18 protein-coding genes are annotated in these 19,047 nt (G+C 56.5%); 14 read left to right on the forward strand and 4 right to left on the reverse strand.

Going from position 1 to position 19,047, the window contains the following annotated elements; genetic code table 11:
- The first annotated feature begins 64 nt into the window (after positions 1–64).
- Positions 65–1,042 carry an HTH-type transcriptional regulator CysB gene (cysB, locus tag Q0Y21_RS08975; protein WP_297794020.1) on the forward strand — a complete coding sequence of 326 codons (978 nt, stop codon included), beginning with the start codon at positions 65–67 and terminating at the stop codon, positions 1,040–1,042.
- Here the strand turns inward: cysB and Q0Y21_RS08980 are convergent.
- Positions 1,036–1,764 (reverse strand): phosphoadenylyl-sulfate reductase, encoded by a 729-nt coding sequence (locus tag Q0Y21_RS08980; RefSeq protein ID WP_297794022.1) that lies wholly within the window; start codon positions 1,762–1,764, stop codon positions 1,036–1,038. The genes cysB and Q0Y21_RS08980 overlap by 7 nt on opposite strands.
- Positions 1,765–1,964: 200 nt before the next feature.
- Here Q0Y21_RS08980 and thrH point away from each other — a divergent pair, with 200 nt between their 5' ends.
- Entirely contained in the window at positions 1,965–2,579 is a 615-nt protein-coding gene (gene thrH, locus Q0Y21_RS08985; RefSeq protein ID WP_297794025.1) for a bifunctional phosphoserine phosphatase/homoserine phosphotransferase ThrH, read from the forward strand.
- A 73-nt stretch (positions 2,580–2,652) separates the two neighbouring features.
- Here the strand turns inward: thrH and pabB are convergent, their stop codons facing one another.
- Positions 2,653–4,005 (reverse strand): aminodeoxychorismate synthase component I, encoded by a 1,353-nt coding sequence (pabB, locus tag Q0Y21_RS08990; protein WP_366517665.1) that lies wholly within the window; start codon positions 4,003–4,005, stop codon positions 2,653–2,655.
- A gap of 183 nt (positions 4,006–4,188) precedes the next feature.
- Between pabB and Q0Y21_RS08995 the strand changes: the two genes are divergently transcribed.
- The gene (locus Q0Y21_RS08995) at positions 4,189–4,797 is read left to right on the forward strand and encodes a hypothetical protein (RefSeq protein ID WP_297794028.1); all 609 of its coding nucleotides are present in this window, start codon (positions 4,189–4,191) and stop codon (positions 4,795–4,797) included.
- A gap of 170 nt (positions 4,798–4,967) precedes the next feature.
- Positions 4,968–5,882 (forward strand): DUF6160 family protein, encoded by a 915-nt coding sequence (locus Q0Y21_RS09000; protein WP_297794032.1) that lies wholly within the window; start codon positions 4,968–4,970, stop codon positions 5,880–5,882.
- A 122-nt stretch (positions 5,883–6,004) separates the two neighbouring features.
- On the opposite strand, the gene Q0Y21_RS09005 is transcribed toward Q0Y21_RS09000, so the two are convergent.
- Positions 6,005–6,634 carry a hypothetical protein gene (locus Q0Y21_RS09005; RefSeq protein ID WP_297794034.1) on the reverse strand — a complete coding sequence of 210 codons (630 nt, stop codon included), beginning with the start codon at positions 6,632–6,634 and terminating at the stop codon, positions 6,005–6,007.
- Positions 6,635–6,868: 234 nt separating this feature from the next.
- Here Q0Y21_RS09005 and Q0Y21_RS09010 point away from each other — a divergent pair, with 234 nt between their 5' ends.
- From Q0Y21_RS09010 to Q0Y21_RS09055, 10 genes are all read left to right on the forward strand, one after another.
- Positions 6,869–7,900, forward strand: a complete 1,032-nt coding sequence (locus Q0Y21_RS09010; RefSeq protein WP_297794037.1) for a DUF58 domain-containing protein — start codon at positions 6,869–6,871, stop codon at positions 7,898–7,900.
- Positions 7,894–9,993 (forward strand): DUF3488 and DUF4129 domain-containing transglutaminase family protein, encoded by a 2,100-nt coding sequence (locus tag Q0Y21_RS09015; RefSeq protein WP_297794039.1) that lies wholly within the window; start codon positions 7,894–7,896, stop codon positions 9,991–9,993. The genes Q0Y21_RS09010 and Q0Y21_RS09015 overlap by 7 nt, the downstream gene beginning before the upstream one ends.
- A 17-nt stretch (positions 9,994–10,010) precedes the next feature.
- On the forward strand, positions 10,011–11,021 hold the full coding sequence (holB, locus tag Q0Y21_RS09020; protein ID WP_297795358.1) for a DNA polymerase III subunit delta': 1,011 nt from the start codon (positions 10,011–10,013) through the stop codon (positions 11,019–11,021).
- A gap of 173 nt (positions 11,022–11,194) precedes the next feature.
- The gene (locus tag Q0Y21_RS09025) at positions 11,195–11,545 is read left to right on the forward strand and encodes a PilZ domain-containing protein (protein ID WP_008171779.1); all 351 of its coding nucleotides are present in this window, start codon (positions 11,195–11,197) and stop codon (positions 11,543–11,545) included.
- 22 nt (positions 11,546–11,567) lie between these two features.
- Positions 11,568–12,488, forward strand: coding sequence for an alpha/beta hydrolase (locus Q0Y21_RS09030; RefSeq protein ID WP_297794043.1), 921 nt, complete (start codon positions 11,568–11,570; stop codon positions 12,486–12,488).
- Positions 12,478–13,407 carry a DUF4892 domain-containing protein gene (locus Q0Y21_RS09035; protein WP_297794047.1) on the forward strand — a complete coding sequence of 310 codons (930 nt, stop codon included), beginning with the start codon at positions 12,478–12,480 and terminating at the stop codon, positions 13,405–13,407. Before Q0Y21_RS09030 ends, Q0Y21_RS09035 begins: the two co-directional genes overlap by 11 nt.
- Positions 13,408–13,495: 88 nt before the next feature.
- Entirely contained in the window at positions 13,496–14,587 is a 1,092-nt protein-coding gene (locus Q0Y21_RS09040; protein WP_297795361.1) for a patatin-like phospholipase family protein, read from the forward strand.
- An 85-nt stretch (positions 14,588–14,672) separates the two neighbouring features.
- Complete coding sequence (gene prmB, locus Q0Y21_RS09045) at positions 14,673–15,575, forward strand: 50S ribosomal protein L3 N(5)-glutamine methyltransferase (RefSeq protein WP_297794050.1); 903 nt, start codon at positions 14,673–14,675, stop codon at positions 15,573–15,575.
- Positions 15,576–15,611: 36 nt separating this feature from the next.
- Positions 15,612–16,706 carry a chorismate synthase gene (aroC, locus tag Q0Y21_RS09050; protein WP_297794053.1) on the forward strand — a complete coding sequence of 365 codons (1,095 nt, stop codon included), beginning with the start codon at positions 15,612–15,614 and terminating at the stop codon, positions 16,704–16,706.
- Between the two features lie 23 nt (positions 16,707–16,729).
- Positions 16,730–17,878, forward strand: coding sequence for an MFS transporter (locus tag Q0Y21_RS09055; protein WP_297795364.1), 1,149 nt, complete (start codon positions 16,730–16,732; stop codon positions 17,876–17,878).
- Positions 17,879–17,885: 7 nt separating this feature from the next.
- On the opposite strand, the gene Q0Y21_RS09060 is transcribed toward Q0Y21_RS09055, so the two are convergent.
- Complete coding sequence (locus tag Q0Y21_RS09060) at positions 17,886–19,031, reverse strand: PilT/PilU family type 4a pilus ATPase (protein WP_297794056.1); 1,146 nt, start codon at positions 19,029–19,031, stop codon at positions 17,886–17,888.
- Between the last annotated feature and the right edge of the window lie 16 nt (positions 19,032–19,047).

The raw sequence follows: 19,047 nt of genomic DNA on the forward strand, positions 1-19,047 counted from the left end.
GTGGGCTGAAGCATAGAGATAACGCAGCCCGAGTTTTCCGGGAATTCAGGGAGCAACAGGGTCGATGAAACTACAACAGTTGCGCTATATCTGGGAAGTTGCGCACCATGATCTGAACGTATCAGCCACTGCCCAGAGTCTTTTTACATCGCAGCCAGGTATTTCCAAACAAATCCGTCTGCTTGAGGATGAATTGGGCCTTGAGGTGTTTGCGCGCAGCGGTAAACACCTCACGCGGATCACCCCGGGTGGTGAAATCATTATCCGCGAGGCGGGGGAAATTCTTCGACGGGTCGAGGGCATCAAAAAGATTGCCCAGGAATTCAGCAATCAGCGCAAGGGCGATCTGAGCATTGCCACCACCCATACCCAGGCCCGTTACGCGCTTCCGCCAGTGATCAGTGGCTTCATTGAGGCCTATCCCGATGTTTCCCTGCATATGCACCAGGGAACGCCAATGCAGATCTCGGAAATGGCTGCCAACGGCGCCGTGGACTTTGCGATTGCCACCGAGGCCATGGAACTGTTTAACGACTTGATCATGATGCCTTGTTACAAGTGGAATCGCAGCGTGATCGTTCCGAAAGATCACCCGTTGGCGAAGCTTCCCGAGCTTACCCTGCCGGAGTTGGCTGAATATCCGCTGGTTACCTACGTTTTTGGTTTTACTGGTCGTTCAAAGCTGGATGAGGCATTCCAGTCCCAGGGGTTGACGCCGAAGGTGGTGTTTACCGCGGCGGATGCGGATGTGATCAAGACATACGTCCGTCTCGGGCTGGGCGTAGGCATCATTGCCAGTATGGCGTTTGATGAGAAGGTCGATACTGATCTGGTGGCCCTGGATGCGCGCAAGCTGTTCCGGCCCAGTGTCACTCGCATCGGATTCCGTAAGGGCACCTTCCTGCGTGGCTATATGTACGAGTTTATCCAGCGGTTTGCGCCCCATCTTACCCGCGAAAGGGTGGATGAGGCGGTTGCGCATCAGGGCAGTCGGTCGGAAATTGAGGAATTGTTCAGGGATGTCGAGCTGCCGACTTACTGATCGTCTTTGGCAATCATATTCCCGACATGCAGGCCACACTCCTTCTGTGTGGCTTCTTCCCACCACCAGCGACCTTCACGTTCGTGCTGGCCTGGCAGCACCGGGCGGGTGCAGGGTTCACAGCCAATACTGACAAAACCTCTGTCGTGCAGCTTGTTGTATGGGGCTTCGGTCATGCGGATGTAGTCCCACACTTCCTTTGACGTCCAGTTCGCCAGGGGATTGAATTTCACCAGCTGGCGTTCTTCGGTGGAGAAGGCTTCGTCGATCTGCACCACAGGGGCATCGTTGCGGGTGCCCGGACTCTGATCCTTGCGTTGCCCGGTAATCCAGGCATCCACGGTGGCCAGTTTGCGGCGCAGCGGATTAACCTTGCGAATGCCACAGCATTCCGAATGGCCATCTTCGTAGAAGCTGAACATACCCTTGCGGGTGACCAGATCCTCTACTTCCTGTGCATCCGGGAACATCACCTCGATGTTAATGCCGTAATGCTTACGCACCCGTTCCACGAACTCATAAGTTTCGGGATGAAGGCGACCGGTATCGAGGGTGAACACCTGAAGGTTATCAGTGAGCTTGTGGGCCATTTCAATCAGGGCAACGTCTTCGGCTCCACTAAAGGAGATGGCAATATTATCGAACTTTGCCAGGGCCGCCTTCAGAATGGCCCGGGGGCTCTGGCCTTCAAGTTCCTGCTGTAATGCGCCAATGTCTGTCATGAAAAGCTTGGTCCTTCATAAATGTGTGATAAATCTACCATTAAGGGGCGCCGGGCTGAAGGAATGTGGTCGTATATCCTTATATCGGGCAAGAAGCACGATGCATTCGGCGACGGATTTTCTTATCATACGGGCCCATTGAAGCCGGAGCGCGCCCGTGCGCAGCCGGAAACACTGAATACGACTATCAGGAGATCACTGTGGAACTCGCGTGCCTTGACCTCGAAGGAGTACTGATCCCGGAAATCTGGATCGCGTTTGCGGAAAAAACCGGAATTGAGGAACTGAGGGCCACCACCCGTGATATTCCTGATTACGACGTGCTCATGAAGCAACGCCTGCGCCTGCTGGATGAGCACGGTTATGGCTTGCCGCAGATTCAGGAAGTCATCGGTGAACTCGACCCGCTGCCGGGTGCCAGTGAGTTTCTGGACTGGCTGCGGGAGCGCTTCCAGGTGGTGATCCTGTCCGATACTTTCTATGAGTTTGCGATGCCATTGATGGCCAAACTGGGGTTCCCGACGCTGTTGTGTCACAAGCTTGAAGTGGCGGACAATGGCCAGATCACCAACTACCTGCTGCGCCAGCGAGATCCCAAGCGTCAGTCCGTACGCGCCTTCCAACTGCTGAACTACCGTGTCATTGCAGCCGGTGATTCCTACAATGACACCACCATGCTGAGTCAGGCGGAAGCCGGTATTCTGTTCCACGCACCGCAGAACGTCATTGACGAGTTCCCGCAGTTCCCGGCGGTTCATACCTTTGACGATCTGAAACAGCAGTTCCTCAAGGCCAGTGCCGTACACAGCGCCTGAGGTCCCGAATTGTGGGTTGATGTAACTCGTGTCGGATTAAGCCTGCGGCTAATCCGACACTCACAAGTCCGACCTACAGTTCCAGTTCTTCCAGAAATTCCATCAGCGGCCGCACCTTGGTCAGCGTCTCCTCATACTCGGCCTGTGGATCGGAATCGGCCACTATCCCTCCGCCACCCCAGCATCGGATGGTGCCCTCGTCATCACAGAGCAGGGTCCGGATCGCGATGTTGCTGTCCAGCACGCCGTTCAGCCCCCAGTAAAATACCGACCCGCAATAGGGCCCGCGCCAGTGGGGTTCCAGCTCGCGGATGATCTCCATGGCCCGTATCTTGGGTGCACCGGTGATGGAACCTCCAGGGAAGGCATCCACAAGTGCTTTTATCGGTGACACATTATCCTTCAGGGTGGCATGGATGTGGCTCACCAGATGATGGACGTTACGATAGGACTCAAGCGCGAATAACTGGTCCACTGCGACGGTTCCGGTCACCGCGCTGACACCCAGGTCGTTCCGGAGCAGGTCCACGATCATCAGGTTTTCGGCGCGGTCCTTCTCCGAAGCCCGTAACTCGTCAGCCAGGGCCGCGTCCTGTTGAGGGGTCGTGCCGCGCGGGCGGGTGCCCTTGATCGGACTGGTGTGAACGGTCTTTCCCCGGATCTCCAGAAAGCGTTCGGGAGAAATCGAAAGAATCGAATGCCTGCCGGCACGAATGAACGCACTGTACGGGGTGGGATTGGCCTCAGAAAGCGCCCGGAAGGCCTGCCATGGGTTGCCCGAATAGCGGCCGGTGAACTCCTGGGACAGATTGGCCTGGTAACAATCGCCAGCCTCTATGTACTGGCGAACTGCGGCTACACTTGCCGTGAATTCGGCCCGGGACTGGGTCGGTGTAAACGGAGCGGTCATACGCCACGTCTCATCCGCTAAGACTGGATTGCCGGTCAGCCAGCCCTGGAGTTTTTTGCGGGTTTTTTTCGGGCAGTCAGGGTGGACCCACAGATAATAGCTGTCGCTTACCCGGTTATGGCTGGCGGACCACAGGTACAGGCCAGCGTGCATAAGCGGCACTTCGAGAGCCGGGCATTGGTCAATCAGGCGTTTCTCTTTTATGTAGCCCAATTCGTACCCCAGAAACCCGATCCAGCCGCCGGTCAGATGTTCCCCGGATTCAGCCTGGGGAATGCTGTAGTGCAGAGATGCTTCCTCCATTTGCCCGGCAAGCTTGCGGAGATTCGCCGCCGCGGACGAGCCGGGGCTGATTTCCAGGGATTGGCAGGCACACGCGGAAAACCCACCTATAACGCCCCGGGACTCGCCGGATCCAACGCTGCCGATATAGGCGAAGTCGGGCTCCGCGCAAGCGTGGTCCAATAAGTGGCTGAACTCTTCGCTGGTAATGGGTCTGGAAACAGGCAGGTTCAAACTAACCCCGTAACAAATGTAGAAGAATGATAATCAGCCCACAAAACGGGCATTGTCGGTTCCGAACGCCCGCTGATCTAATAGATCGGACATTTCGCAGCTCCGGACAGGCTGGTGATCTATTTTAACCGACTTCCGGGGGTGTCGTGTGGAAACCGATTGAAAATAATAAGGAAGATTACGATGACAAGACTCAACAAGTCACTGGTCAACATGGCGTTGACCGCAACTTTACTCACGTCTCCACTTGCGTTATCCGAGGAAAAACAGTTGGCCGTAGAGATACCTGAAAACAGTGTGCTTTCGGATGGAGTGCTTACCAAGGAAGAACTGGCGAGATACGCGATCGTTGGTCAACAACAACTGGTCAGGCTCACAGAGAAAGCTACCGAGGAGTACGCCTACGAGTTAACTGATCAGAATGCCAATATGCCTGCTGCCTGGATGCTGTTGGATGATGGGGAAACTATCAAGAGGATCAACATTGACGAGCAGGCAGATCAGGCACCTGCCCAGATGAGGATCCTGATGTACCGGGCAGCGCTCAAGTCGATCGCACGGCGTGGGAAGATCAATGCGGCCGTCATACTCTATACCGGCAAGGTGAAAGAAGGTGAGGATGCCGAGGCTCTGGTGATAGAGCATGAGCACAGGCTGGGCATCTCGGGGAACAAGGTCGTGCCGTTCCACCTGGAGGGAGGGGACGTTACATTCTCAAAGGCCGTCACGAGGGAAAAGCCCTTCCAGTTATTCTATGACGATAAGACTCAGGCACCGGCTCATCAGGGGTAAAACTGAGAAGTAGTGCGCGTTTGTTTCAGGTTGTAAGCGACTCGTAAAGATCTGTGAATGCAGTCACGGACTAGGACTGTAAAACAATCTTAAATGACGTCGTGGGGTAAGGGACTCCACAACAAAATACAAACTCAGATAACAACAACATGAGTTTATAAGGAGATAATATGAAAGGCCTGAAGAAAATCGCACTCGCAACAGCGGTCGCCGCTGCCCCGTTCGCAGCTCACGCTGACCTAAAGGCAATGGATGACAGCGCAATGGGTAATGTCACCGGTCAGGCCGGTGTAACCATTGAGCTGGAAACCAAAGTAAGCATCGGCCAGTTCAAGTATACGGATGAAGGCTCCTTCGCCGTGAACGACATCGTTCTTGGTGGTGCCGGTGTGACAACTGAAGGTGCGGCAGCCGGCTACAATACGCTGTTGGACCAGCTGAAGATCGATATCGACGTGGCCGATGACGGCGATGCCATCATCCATGTGGGCTCACTTGAGACCGACCCAACCACGGGGGCACCGGTTCCTATCGACTGGGGTATGACCGTTGGTTCCATGGAGCTGCTGGCTGGTAGTACTGGGTCAGACAGCACCACGCTGATCTCCAACATGAGCGGTTACGGTAACCTGGCAGCTCTCGACATGAGCGTTGATACAGCTACCGATCAGCTGAACATTGTTGCTGCGTTCGACATTCAGGATATGGACTTTGATGTCGAGTTCCTGGGCATTGGTGTTCGAGACATGGTGATCACCGGTGCGGGTGACAACTTTGACTACGATGGCGATGGACTCCTCGTGTCTGAAGGTACCGAGACTGAAGAAGGTGGCAATGATCTGACGACCGCTGCTGGCCAGCTGGCATACGGCAAGCTGAGCAAATACGCCAACGTAGACCTGGACGTCTACAAAGGGGCTGGTCTGGGTGCCTCCACAGCTACAGACGTACTGCGTATTGACGTGAACAACGTCTACATGGATATGTCTATCGGTGCGGTTGAAATCGGTGGTACTTCCATTGGTTCGTTCGCCATCGACAACCTGGCGGTCACCGACACCAAGCTGGCTGTTTATGGTAAATAATCTGACCTGATACAGTAGGTGTATAGTAAACGCTCCGCTTCGGCGGGGCGTTTTTTTGTTCCGGACATAAAAAAGACGCCAATAAAGGCGTCGTTTAAATCAGGCAATCCGGTTATTGGGTCTTACTGATCCGGCACCGCTATCGATAAATCAAAGCCACCGCCCGGGCGAGGCGTCAGACTGATTGGCCCCTCGTTGATCGCCTGCGGCACTTCAATACGGTCAATGCCGGGTGGGTTACCGATGGAAAAGTTCACATTCTGGCCGTCGAAGCCGATGCCGAGCTGGTCGTTCAGGAATGTCTGTGTGAAGGGTTCATCCGGAATCTGCGCCTGTTGACCAAAGATGATGGGCGGGATTGTGGGGGTGAAGTCCACTTGGGGCTGGGCACGAGCCAACTCTTCCTGGGGAAGTAGCAGGGCGCGGCGAAGGAATTCTTCCTCGGCCTGTTCCAGGGCGTCGGATTTGCCTTCTTCCTGATACCGCTGCAGGGCCTCGCGATAGGCCTCTTCTTCCGCTTCCGTCACCACCGGTTCACCCGGCGAAATGGTCAGGGAGCGTATGATTCGCTGGCGGTCCGCTGCACTTTTCTGTTGATCTCTGGGAACGACGATGACAGCGGAGTCTTTCACATAGGTATCCACCATTTCATCGGATGTCATGGTTTGCACACCCGCTGACAGCATCGTGCTGAAAACAGCAAACCCGGTAGCGCTGGCGATGGCAATGGAGAGAGGAGATGGGCGTGTCATGGTATAGCCCCTTGGCCTGTGATCCACGAAGATGAGGTGCGTCTGAAGTTACTGCGATCAGCCCGCGCCCTACTAATCAGTATTCGGATTGCCAGACAGAAATTCAAGGGATTTATGGCGGGATTGTGACCGCTATCGGTGTATTTTCAGTATTGTTATAAATATTCTGGTAAAGATGGTTATATAGGCGGCTGATTTTTTTCAGAAGCCCCTCGGGTTGGTAACAGGATCTCTATGTTTCAGGCACTTCGTTCACGCTGGCGGCGCTGGGTCAATCTCAGGATTCCCCGTGCGGATAAGCAGGTACTCAGTCAGCGTAATATTTTCATTCTACCGACCGGGGCGGGCGTCGTGTTCGGGATCCTGCTGTTGGTGATGCTGATTACCGGTATCAACTATCAGAACAGCCTCATCTACCTTCTGACCTTCCTGCTGGGCGCCATTCTGGTGGCCGCGATGCACCAGACTCACCGCAACCTCGCGGGTCTGGAACTGACCCTTGTGCAGGCCGGTGAAGGGTTTGCCGGTGACCGGATTCCGTTCCGTTTTCGTGCGGTGTCCGGCAAACACGACGCTGTAGCGATTTCCCTGAGTTGTGATGATTGCACACTGAGTCAACAGCATGTACCGGCAGGGCAGACTGGCGACCTGGTGTTATCGGTGGCAAGTGTGGAGCGCGGTTATTTTCGTCCTGATCGGGTACGGGTGGAAACCCGCTTTCCATTTGGGCTACTCAAGGCCTGGTCGTGGGTACGACCGGTATCCTTCGGCATTGCCTACCCGCGACCTGTTGCAGCGCCAGACGCAACGAGCACGGTGTCCGATGGTGAAGATCAGGAAACTTCCCGCTCGGTGGAAGGCAACGACCACGCTGACATGAGGCCCTGGCGTGAAGGGGACCTGGCCCAGCGAGTGTTGTGGAAACGTTACGCCCGTACGGGGCAGATGGTCATCGCAGACTGGGAAGGCGAGCAGGGCAGCCCTCACTGGATTGACTACCAGGCATTCCCGGGTGTGGATCAGGAGTTGCGAATCAGCTATCTGACCGCTCTTGTTCTTGATCGCAGCCGGTCGGGAACGCCTTTCGGCCTCAATTTGCCCGGTCAGGTGATTGACCCGGATGCCGGCCCTGCCCACGTCAGTCGCTGCCTTAAAAGTCTGGCGGTGTTTGGTCTGGAGAAACCGCGGGATGATTCTCAGAGCGCTTTCGGTACAAGGAGTCGGGCGACAGGATCGACCGTGGTCGGGGAGGGTGTTCGATGGTAACGCTTTCCAGTCGGAATCACGTGACAGGCTCTCCCGCGGCGGAAACTCCCGTACTCCCAACCAGGGCCCTGGTCTGGGTGATAGCCAGTTTTGCACTGCTACTGGTACCACAATGGGATCGCCTGCCGGTGTGGTTGATCGCCAGCTGTGTTGCCCTTGCGGGCTGGCGTTGGCTGGCTCAGTCCGGTCGCGTCCGTTTGCCCGGTAAATGGCTGAGAAGCGCCATCATGCTGGGGGTGATCGCCGTTTATGTCGCCACGGTTCGGGGGCGGTTTACGGTGGATACGGCCGCCTCTTTCTTTGTCCTCGCGGTAGGGCTCAAGTGGCTGGAAACCCGATCCACCCGGGATTTCTATGTGCTGTTCTTTATTCTGGTCTACCTGGCAACCGTCAACTTCCTGTTTCATCAGGAGATATATTGGACGGTCCTGAACCTGTTGGCGGTCGGTTCATTGCTGGTGGGGCTTCAGGTTCTGAACGCTCCGGATTTACCGGAATCCATGCGATCCGGATGGAGCCGTTTGGGCATGATGCTGCTCAAGACGCTGCCCATTGTTGCCTTGCTGTTCGTCTTCTTTCCGCGTGTGGCTCCATTATGGAGTGTGCCCCTGGTGTCCGGAGAAGCGCGCTCAGGTATCAGTGACACCATGCGCCCCGGGGATATCTCCAGTCTCGCACAGAGCAGTGAGAGAGCTTTCCGCGCCACCTTTGGCGGCGAACTTCCAGCGTATCGGGATCGTTACTGGCGGGGGCTGATCCTGGACTATCTGGATGGCGAAACCTGGCGCCAGGGCCAGGGGGAGCCGTTCAGGCGCCCGGGACGCGTGTCTGTCGATGGCGGTGTGGGCGACCTGACGTCCGGTCAATACGACGTATTGATGGAACCCACAGACAAGCGCTGGGCATTCGTGCTGGAGGATTCCGTAGCGGTCTCCAACAACGTAGTACCCACCGACGAGGGCTTGTTCCGGTTTCGTCGTCCGGCGGACACGACCGTTCGCTATCGTATGGAGTTGAAGGGAGGCGGTCAGGGTAATGCGGTTGGAGAGGATCCGCGAGTACTGCGTCGCTACCTGCAGTTGCCGCGTAGCGGTAACCCGCGAGCACAGGCCCTGGCGGAAGATCTGAGGACAAACAATCCCGACCCCGGAGCCATGATTGAAGCGCTGATGTCCCGGTTCCGGCAGCAGGGATACTATTACACCCTGCGGCCGCCCGCGATGCCGGAAGACGGTATTGATGCCCTGCTGTTCGATGAAAAACGGGGTTTCTGTGCCCACTACGCGGGTGCGACAACATTCCTGTTGCGAGCGGCCGGTATACCTGCCCGTGTGGTTGTGGGTTATCAGGGGGGCGATCCGGGGGCCGGTGACCAGTACCTTGTGGTCCGCCAGTATGACGCCCACGCGTGGGTGGAGGCATGGCTGGATGGTGAAGGCTGGGTGCGGGTCGATCCCACCGCGGCCATTGCGCCTGACCGGATTGAGTCCGGATTGCGGGACGCAGTGGCCGAGGAAGGCTCCTTTCTGGAGAATGACTGGGCGTCGCCCCAACGATACGGCAACATGGCGGTGCTTCAATGGGCTTCTCTGCAACTCGATCGGATCAACTATCAGTGGCAACGCTGGGTGGTGGGCTATCAGGGCCAGTCCCAGATGGATTTGATGTCCCGTTTACCCGGCGGCCTCGGATTGAAAGAGCTGGGCTATGCGACAGCGGGTATTGTCGGGTTTGCTTTGTTGGTAGCGGGTGGCTTTTCCACGTGGCAAATGCGCCGCTCGACTCGTCGTGACCCTGTTGCGCGGCTGATCGGGCGCTGGCACCGGCTTTGCGAGCGTGCCGGTGTTCCGGTGCGCTATGGAGAGACACCCACGCAGCTGGCCGACCGGGTGGGGTCAGCCCGGCCCGGGGCGGCGGGAACCGCCAGGGCCTTTGCCCGAATGGTCAACAAACATTACTATGACAGCGAACCGGAAGAGGATCAGCGTCAGTCCCGCGAAAAAATGAGGCGGCTGCTGATCACTATGCGTAAACAGATGTCTCGGGATACCACACCGTCTCGCGAAACTGCCACCAGAAGGGTAACAGGTTGAATCCATCCGAAGTGTCCATGCCCTGGCTTCACGATGCCTGGGAAAGCCTGCAGAAACGTCTGGGTGAGAACCGGTTGCCCCACGCCTTGCTGGTCACCGGGGAGCGTGGCGTTGGTAAGCGGATGTTTGCCGACGGGGTGGCCGGACTGTTGATCTGTGACCGGCCTGTACACGATGGGGATCATGGTCCCCAGCCTTGTGGTAGTTGCAAACAGTGTGAACTGGTGGCGGCCGGTACCCATCCGGATATTCGCGTTTATAGCCCGGAAAAGTCGCGGATGATCAAAGTCGACCAGATTCGTGCATTGTCCTCGTTCGCGGTATCGTCTCCTCAGGTCGGGCATCGTAAGATTGCGATCGTCGACCGTGCGGATCAATTGAATATCAACTCGGCGAATGCCTTGCTGAAAACGCTGGAAGAGCCTTCCGATGATGTGGTGCTCATACTGCTGCAGGAGAGCGGGCGCCCGGTTCTGCCGACCATTCGCTCGCGGTGCCAGACCCTGTCGATTGCCATTCCTGATGGCGATGCCGCTGCCCGTTGGCTGGCGGCTGAAGTTATGAAGCTGGACGAGTCTGACCGCCCTTCTGCAGAGCTGTGTGGCAAGGCGCTGACGTTGTCTGGCAACACGCCGAGACTCGCCTACGAGTACCTGACCGGGGATTACCTGACATTGCGGGATCAGGCCCTGACCCAGTTTCGCCGGTTCATGAAAGGTCAGTTAACCGTGGGAGAAGCCGCTAAGCCGTTCAAGGCTCTCGGGCTGGAGGGAGCTATGAGTCTGTTCGAAGGTTGGGCGGCGGATCTTGCCAGAATTTCCGCTGGCGGTGCACCAAGGGATACGGACGCGGCGGAGATGCTGACCTATCTTGCCAAATCCAATCCGCCCTGGCGTGCGCATCACATCCTGGATCTGATTCATGAGGCACGTTCCGCAGCGGTATACAACGTCAATCCAGAGCTTGAAGCCGGCAGGCTACTGATCGCCTGGCAGAATTTGATGCCGCGTAAACGGGTGCCGGCCTGAACCGGATATCGCCGTAATGCAGGGAGAGCGATTTTGATCGACTGCTGCTATGATTGCGGAATAACAGATAATTTTCAGTCTCATGCCGCCGGTCGGATTCGCCTCAGGCGTTTTCCGGCGGCGTATTCCTAAGAAGTAACAAGGTTTCACAGCCAGATAGAAAGGTGTTAACTATGGGCCCGGGCTTTGGCGCAAGAAGTGGCATTCTGACCCTTACCATCAAAGACAAAGCCGTACTGTACGCGGCGTATATGCCATACATCCGGCAGGGTGGACTGTTCATTCCGACCCAGAAGCAGTACCAACTGGGAGACGAGGTGTTTCTGCTGCTGAACCTGATGGATGAACCAGAAAAAATACCGGTTGCCGGTAAAGTGATCTGGATTACTCCTAAGGGTGCGCAGGGTAACCGCGCCGCAGGGATTGGAGTCCAGTTCAATGGCGACGATGAAACTGCACGGACCAAGATAGAGTCCTATCTGGCGGGCTCGTTGAGTTCCGATCGCCCGACCCACACCATGTAATCGTAGGTGAACTGATCCTTTAATGAATGACATTGTGTTATCCCCGAAAGCGGCCATAGAGGTGGTGCCTGAAGAGGTAACCTGGCCCCTGAAAAATATCGAACTGGCGGGCCTGCGCTGGCCCGCCCAAGAGGCCGATGGCGACCCGTGTCCGATTCTGATGCTCCATGGCTGGCTGGATAACAGTCTGACATTTGCCCATCTGGCGCCAGAATTGCCGCGTGGGCGGGAAGTGTATGCTATGGATATGGCGGGCCACGGCCACTCCGGGCATCGTCCGGCCGGCCAGAGTTACCTGTTGATGGATTATGTAGCTGATCTGGCGGAATTGATCGAACATCATTTTGACCATGCGCCGGGACATAAGGTCGATCTGATCGGGCACTCCCTTGGCGGGATTGTGTGTGTCCTGTATGCGGCAGCGTTTCCGGAACATGTCCGGAATCTTGTGATGATTGACAGTATCGGCCCTATCAGCCGGCCACCCGAGGACACCGTTCCGCAATTGCGCAAGGCCATCAGGAAACGCATCACCGGTTCGGGCAAGTCTGTGGTCTACCCCGATCCTCAAACCGCTGCCAAAGCGCGGGAAGGGGGGCTGAGCCCACTATCTCCGGAAGCAGCGATGACACTCATCCCGCGCAACATGAGAGCGGTGGATGGCGGCTTTGTCTGGCGTACCGATCCGAGACTCCGTCATCCCTCAATGATGATGCTCGAGGAATCGCAGGTGTTGGCGAGCCTTCGGGAAGTCAGGACCCGTACACTGTTTATCCGTGCCGAGCACGGACTATTGTCCCATCGAAAGGGCTGGGAACCCCGGCTCGAAGCCATTTCCGGGATGGAAACCGTGACGGTGCCTGGCGGCCATCACTGTCATTTTGACGGAGACATTGAACCCGTCAGCCAGGCAATCAGGGAATTTATCAGTCATGATGTTTAGAGGTTTAGTCAGCTATTTTGTCGTTGGATTGCTGGTTTTGGCAGGTGTTCCCGTCGCCGTGGCGCAGTCCGGTGACGATGTTCTGGAGGCGTTCCCGCAAGCATTCCCCCAGTCTTCGCTGGAAACGGAAGTGCCAGTTGTGTCTTCCGGTCATCTGATCCTGTTTAGCCCGGTCAGAGAGGTGAACAATCAGATTCGCTCGGAGAAAAAAGCAAGAATTCCGGTCAGAGGAGATGGGCGACTCTATCAGATCAATAGGGATGCCAGCCGTGGTGAAGCACGCGCACATTATCAGAGTCTGTTACAGGCTCGAGGCGCCCGAGTGCTGTTCGAATGCAGTGGCCGCGCTTGTGGACGCAGTAATGTGTGGGCAAACCAGATTTTTGATCAGGCCACACTCTATGGGCGTGATTCTGATCAGGACTATCTGGTAGCCGCGGCGACTGGAGAGTCCGGCAAGACCTGGCTCACCCTGGTTTATACTGTGACGCGCGGTAGCCAGCGGGAGTATGCCTGGGTAGAGCACCTCGAGGTTGGTGAGGGCGTCGCAATTCCCGGTCTCGGTTCCGCCAGTGCCCGGGTTCGTGGTCCGATCATAGTGCCCTGGCAGGGAGGCGTCACCTATCGCTTTGACTGGACCGCAACGGATCGTCGAATGCTGAATGACTGGGTAGAGGAAGAAGGCGCCCAGGTCGTGTTGACCGGCTTTGCGTCACTTGGGGAAGAGGAGTCCCTCGAGAAAGCCATGGAGCGGGCTCGTGATGCCATGGGTTCGCTGTCCGAGGTGCTTGATAAAATAGGGGTGTCCAGTAGTCGTCAGACTCTGATTACCGTTGGTCCGGCTGTTATTATCCCGTCTCCTGAACGCCAGGGGGATCGAGTCGAAATCGTCGTAATACGAGGTGGACCGGGTGAGTAAGCTAACAGACAACGATTCCGGAAAGACTGATACCCCGGCTGGCGATGTGTCCACAGACGTTCAGGGTTCTGATGTGTCTGCTGCTGAAGTGCCCGCATCCTCTGTTCAGAAACCCAGGAAACCGGGGCAGGGCAAAACCGTGGCGCTTACCCTGGGCAGTGGTGGTGCCCGGGGCTATGCCCATATTGGTGCCATTGAGGTCCTGGAAGAGCGGGGATATGACATTGTTGCTATCTCCGGGTGTTCCATGGGCGCCCTGGTAGGCGGGATGTATGCAGCAGGGAAGATGAAGGACTACAAGGATTGGGTGACCGGGCTCGGTCAGTTTGATGTGCTCAGGCTGTTGGATGTGACCTTCAATTCTGTTGGAGCCATTCGTGGTGACAAAATATTCTCGGTCGTGCGGGACATGTTGGGTGATACCCGCATCGAGGATTTGCCTATTGCCTATACTGCTGTCGCCACGGACTTGCTGGCGCACAAGGAAATTTGGTTTCAGGAAGGTCCGCTGGACCAGGCAATTCGCGCTTCCGTTGCCATTCCTAGCGTGGTGACGCCGCTGGTGCTTAATGGCAGGGTTCTGGTGGATGGTGCGTTACTGAATCCACTGCCCATCATTCCCACGATTTCCTCCCATGCTGACATGATTGTGGCGGTAAACCTTAGTGGTGAGGATGAGCGCCGTCGACGGATTCCCGATGCCGCCTTCAGCGAGTCTGGTGAGGGAGAAGAGGGTGACACGGAAGAATGGGTGGATGTCATCCGTGAAAAAGCGTCCCGCTGGTTTGACTGGGATGCGATCAAGACCTTCAGCGGTCGGAAAGCAGGGGCTTCCCCGGACAGTCCTCAAGACAAGATCAGCAAGGCTGTCGAGAAAAAGCAGGCCGAAAAGATAACGGACGATCCAGAGCCGGTTCACGAAACCATCGATTGGGACAAGCTGGGCATCGGCAAATTCGATGTCATGAACCTGACCATCGAAACCATGCAAAGCGCCCTGGTCCAGTACAAGATTGCCGGTTACCCACCGGATTTGCTGGTCAACGTTCCGAAGAATGCCTCGCGCAGTTACGATTACCACAAGGCTCCGGAGTTGATTCAGCTGGGAAGAGAGCGAATGGCAGCGGCACTGGATCGCTACGAAGAGAGTCGTACCAGTTCCGGACCACTGGCGTTGTGATTGATGGCTGCAGGGCTGCAGTGTACTGGTCAAACAGCGTATAATGCCGGCCAGACACGCACCCTTACACAGGAATCAGAATTTCGTGACCAGCCCTATCGATGACCTGCATACTATCAGGGATTTCCTGCGGTATGTCTCTTCCCGGTTCTCCGCTTCAGAGTTGTATTTTGGCCACGGCACGGACAATGTGTGGGACGAAGCCGTACAGCTGGTGATGCGAAGCCTGCATCTGCCGCTGGAAAACAACACCCTGTTTCTTGATGCTCGTCTTACCCGGGAAGAGCGGGAGCTTATCGTTAGCCGTATGCGCAGGCGCATTGAAGAGCGGGTCCCGATGGCTTATTTGTTGGGTGAAGCCTGGTTTATGGGCATGCCGTTCAACGTGGATGAGCGCGTTCTGGTTCCGCGCTCGCCCATTGGCGAGCTGATTGAACGGGGCCTTCAGCCCTGGCTTGGCGACCGCCCCGTTGGACGTATTCTGGACCTTTGCACGGGCAGCGGTTGCATCGGCATCGGAGCCGCCACAGTTTTTGAAGATGCAGAAGTGGATCTGTCGGATATCTCAACGGATGCCCTGGACGTTGCCCGGTCCAACATCGAGCTTCACGAGTTGACCGAACGGGTACGCACGGTGCAATCCGATGTGTTCGACGGCATTGACGGGCGTTATGACGTTATCCTCAGTAATCCGCCTTACGTCGATGCCGAAGATATAGCCGGCATGCCTGATGAGTACCGCCATGAACCGGAACTCGGGCTGGCTGCCGGAAATGACGGCCTGGATATTGCCCACAGGATCATCGCTGGGGCGGCAGATCATTTGAATCCGGGCGGACTGCTGATTGTTGAAGTGGGCAACAGCTGGGTTGCCCTTGAGCAGGCGTATCCGGATTTGCCACTGACCTGGCTGGATTTTGAAAATGGTGGTGATGGCGTCTTCCTTCTGACCGCCGAGGACCTTCGCCGGTGGCAGGAAAAAACCTGAGAATCTTTTTATAAACCCTGGATAAGATACTGAATCATGTCGGGAAACACCTTCGGAAAGTTGTTCACAGTCACCAGTTTCGGTGAAAGTCACGGGGCCGCGTTGGGGTGCATTATCGATGGCTGCCCTCCGGGGCTGCCACTGTCCGAGGAGGACATGCAGCGAGACCTGGATCGTCGCAAACCGGGTACCTCCCGACACACGACCCAGCGCCGTGAGGCGGATGAGGTGAAAATCCTGTCCGGGGTGTTCGAGGGCAAAACCACGGGTACACCGATTGGGCTGGTGATTGAGAACACCGATCAGCGCTCCAAGGATTACTCCAAAATCTCCGAACAGTTCCGTCCGGCCCATGCCGATTACACCTATGTCCACAAGTACGGTATTCGCGATTACCGGGGCGGTGGTCGTTCGTCGGCCCGTGAGACCGCGATGCGGGTAGCGGCTGGCGCAGTTGCCAGGAAATTCCTTGAGCAGCGCCTGGGCATCCGGATTCGAGGCTATCTGTCGCAACTGGGTCCGATCAAGGCAGAGAAGCTCGATTGGGATCAGGTACACCAGAACCCCTTCTTCTGTCCTGATGCTGACAAGGTGGCGGACATGGAAGCCTACATGGATGCCTTGCGGAAGGAGGGCGATTCCATCGGTGCCAGGATCAATGTGGTCGCTGACGGTGTTCCACCCGGGCTGGGCGAGCCGATTTTTGATCGTCTGGATGCCGATCTTGCCCATGCATTGATGAGCATTAACGCCGTGAAGGGGGTGGAAATCGGTGCCGGCTTTGGGTGTATTGAGCAAAAAGGTACCGAACACCGGGATGAGATGACGCCTGAAGGGTTTGTGTCCAACAACGCCGGTGGCGTGTTGGGGGGCATCTCGTCCGGCCAGCCGATTGTGGCCAGCATTGCTCTGAAGCCGACCTCCAGTCTGCGACTGCCCGGGCGGAGTATTGATGTTCATGGGAACCCCGTGGAGGTGATCACCACCGGGCGTCATGATCCCTGCGTAGGAATCCGGGCGACACCGATTGCCGAGGCGATGATGGCCATTGTCCTGATGGACCACTATTTGCGCCATCGTGGCCAGAATGGCGATGTGGAGGTGTCTACGCCGGTTCTTGGTCAGCTCTGAAGGCAACCCGAAGGGTTATTGTTATCTACTGGCGGCTTTCAAATCTCTATTTCTGGTTCTTTGCCCTCCTTGGAGGGCTTCTTCCCTATTGGTCCCTCTATCTTGAAGGGCAGGGCTTTTCCTACCTCCAAATCGCCACATTGATGGCGACCATTCAGCTCACCAAGATCATTGCACCCAGTGTGTGGGGCTGGTTGGGGGACCGGTCTGGCCAACGGGTACGACTGGTGCGGTTTGGGGCGATTACCGGTTCGCTGTTTTTTGCCGGAGTCTTCCTGGAGCCCGGATTCTACGGGCTGCTGATCGTCATGTTGGCGTTTACCTTTTTCTGGAATGCCATCCTTCCGCTCTACGAGGTAATCACGCTCAGGACGCTGGGTGCCCAAAAGGACAAGTATGGCAGGGTCAGGCTGTGGGGCTCTGTCGGGTTTATCGGCGCTGTGGCACTGGTGGGTGGAATTCTGGAGTTTGTCCCCATTCAGAAACTGCCATGGCTCCTTCTGCCGGTGTTTGCGGGGATAGCGGTGTCTGCCTTTCTGGTTCCGTCTGAACCCGGAGAACGCAAGCCTCCCGCGCCCAGGGGAAGCCTCAAGGCAATTGTCACCCACCCGGCGGTGGTGTCGTTTTTCCTGATGAATTTTCTGCTGCAGGTGTCGCACGGAGCCTATTACACTTTCTTCAGTATTCACCTCGAACAACACGGCTACGGCAAGCTCTCCATTGGCCTGCTGTGGTCCCTTGGGGTGGTGGCGGAGATCGGGTTGTTTCTGGTGATGCATCGGCTATCCAGGAACTTTTCGGTCCGCCAGATTGCTATTGGCGCACTGACGCTCACCATGATCCGCTGGGTGTTAATCGCCGAGTTAACGGACGTGGTGGCTGTGCTGATTTTCGCACAGCTGTTGCACGCGGCCTCATACGGCGCGTTGCATGCCATTTCCGTGCAATATATTCAGGGCTTTTTTGGCCAGCACCATCACGGTCAGGGACAGGCGCTATACAGCGGGCTGACATTTGGTGCCGGCGGCGCCGCAGGTGCGTGGCTGTCGGGTTTCCTGGTGGATGGTATCAGCACCTCAGCGGCATTCTGGGGTGGGGCCGTGGCAATGATGGTGGCTATTGTTATCACCTGGCGGGGGCTCAGGCCCCCACCGAAGGGTGATCACGCCTGACGTCAGGTTATTCCGGTTCGTCTTCTTCGTCTTCTTCGATCTGCAGCGACAAACCGCTTCCGGTGGGTCCGGAAGGCTTGTCAGTGGTCCCGTCCTGACCGTGGAGCTTGATCTTCAGACGAAGGTTGTTGGCTGAGTCAGCGTTCTTCAGGGCTTCATCTTCGGAAATCTTTCCTTCTTTCCAGAGATTGAACAGGGCCAGATCGAAGGTCTGCATGCCAATGTTGGCCGACTTTTCCATGATTTCCTTGATGCTGTCCAGCTCGCCACGGAGGATGAGCTCGGAAATGGTCGGTGTACCCAGCAGAATTTCGATGGCGGCACAGCGCTTTTTGTCCACTGTGGGCACCAGCCGCTGGGAGACAAAGGCCTTCAGGTTCATGGCCAGATCCATCAGTAGCTGCGGGCGCCGTTCCTCCGGGAAGAAGTTGATGATACGGTCCAGGGCCTGGTTGGCGTTGTTGGCGTGGAGTGTGGAAATACACAAGTGACCGGTTTCTGCAAAGGCGAGGGCGTGCTCCATCGTTTCCCGGTCGCGGATCTCACCAATCAGAATGACATCAGGGGCCTGGCGCAGGGTGTTTTTCAGGGCCTTGTGGAAGCTCCGGGTGTCCACACCCACTTCCCGCTGATTCACAATGCATTTCTTGTGACGGTGGATATACTCCACGGGGTCTTCAATAGTGATGATGTGGCCCGAGGAATTGGAATTCCGGTAATCAATCAGGGCCGCCAGTGATGTGGATTTGCCGGAACCAGTAGCGCCGACAAACAACACCAGGCCCCGTTTTGCCATCATCACGTCTTTCAGCACGGGCGGCAGCCCCAGGTCATCCGCATTGGGGATTTCGGTGACAATGTTGCGGGCAACGATGGAGATCTCATTGCGTTGGCGGAAGATATTGACCCGGAACCGCCCGACATTGCGAATGCTATAGGCCAGGTTCATCTCGAGTTCCTGCTCAAATTCCGCAATCTGCTCATCATCCATGACCTGATACGCAATCTCCTTGATCACGCCGGGGCCGAGAGGCGTGCGGTCAATCGGCTTCAGCGCGCCATGAAACTTTGCGCAGGGCGGTGCGCCAGTGCTCAGGTAGAGGTCCGAACCATCATTCTTGGCCAAAACCTTCAGGTAATCATCAAATTCCATTAAAAACTCCCGCAAT

Source organism: uncultured Marinobacter sp. (assembly GCF_947259545.1).
Taxonomy (GTDB): Bacteria; Pseudomonadota; Gammaproteobacteria; order Pseudomonadales; family Oleiphilaceae; genus Marinobacter.

Coding starts and splice junctions, on each gene's coding strand:
- Q0Y21_RS09000 (WP_297794032.1), top strand. CDS start 4,968: ATGAAAGGCCTGAAGAAAATCGCACTCGCAACAGCGGTCGCCGCTGCC.
- Q0Y21_RS08995 (WP_297794028.1), top strand. CDS start 4,189: ATGACAAGACTCAACAAGTCACTGGTCAACATGGCGTTGACCGCAACT.
- Q0Y21_RS09010 (WP_297794037.1), top strand. CDS start 6,869: ATGTTTCAGGCACTTCGTTCACGCTGGCGGCGCTGGGTCAATCTCAGG.
- Q0Y21_RS09035 (WP_297794047.1), top strand. CDS start 12,478: ATGATGTTTAGAGGTTTAGTCAGCTATTTTGTCGTTGGATTGCTGGTT.
- Q0Y21_RS08980 (WP_297794022.1), bottom strand. CDS start 1,764: ATGACAGACATTGGCGCATTACAGCAGGAACTTGAAGGCCAGAGCCCC.
- Q0Y21_RS09015 (WP_297794039.1), top strand. CDS start 7,894: ATGGTAACGCTTTCCAGTCGGAATCACGTGACAGGCTCTCCCGCGGCG.
- Q0Y21_RS09030 (WP_297794043.1), top strand. CDS start 11,568: ATGAATGACATTGTGTTATCCCCGAAAGCGGCCATAGAGGTGGTGCCT.
- cysB (WP_297794020.1), top strand. CDS start 65: ATGAAACTACAACAGTTGCGCTATATCTGGGAAGTTGCGCACCATGAT.
- holB (WP_297795358.1), top strand. CDS start 10,011: ATGCCCTGGCTTCACGATGCCTGGGAAAGCCTGCAGAAACGTCTGGGT.
- Q0Y21_RS09060 (WP_297794056.1), bottom strand. CDS start 19,031: ATGGAATTTGATGATTACCTGAAGGTTTTGGCCAAGAATGATGGTTCG.
- aroC (WP_297794053.1), top strand. CDS start 15,612: ATGTCGGGAAACACCTTCGGAAAGTTGTTCACAGTCACCAGTTTCGGT.
- Q0Y21_RS09025 (WP_008171779.1), top strand. CDS start 11,195: ATGGGCCCGGGCTTTGGCGCAAGAAGTGGCATTCTGACCCTTACCATC.
- Q0Y21_RS09005 (WP_297794034.1), bottom strand. CDS start 6,634: ATGACACGCCCATCTCCTCTCTCCATTGCCATCGCCAGCGCTACCGGG.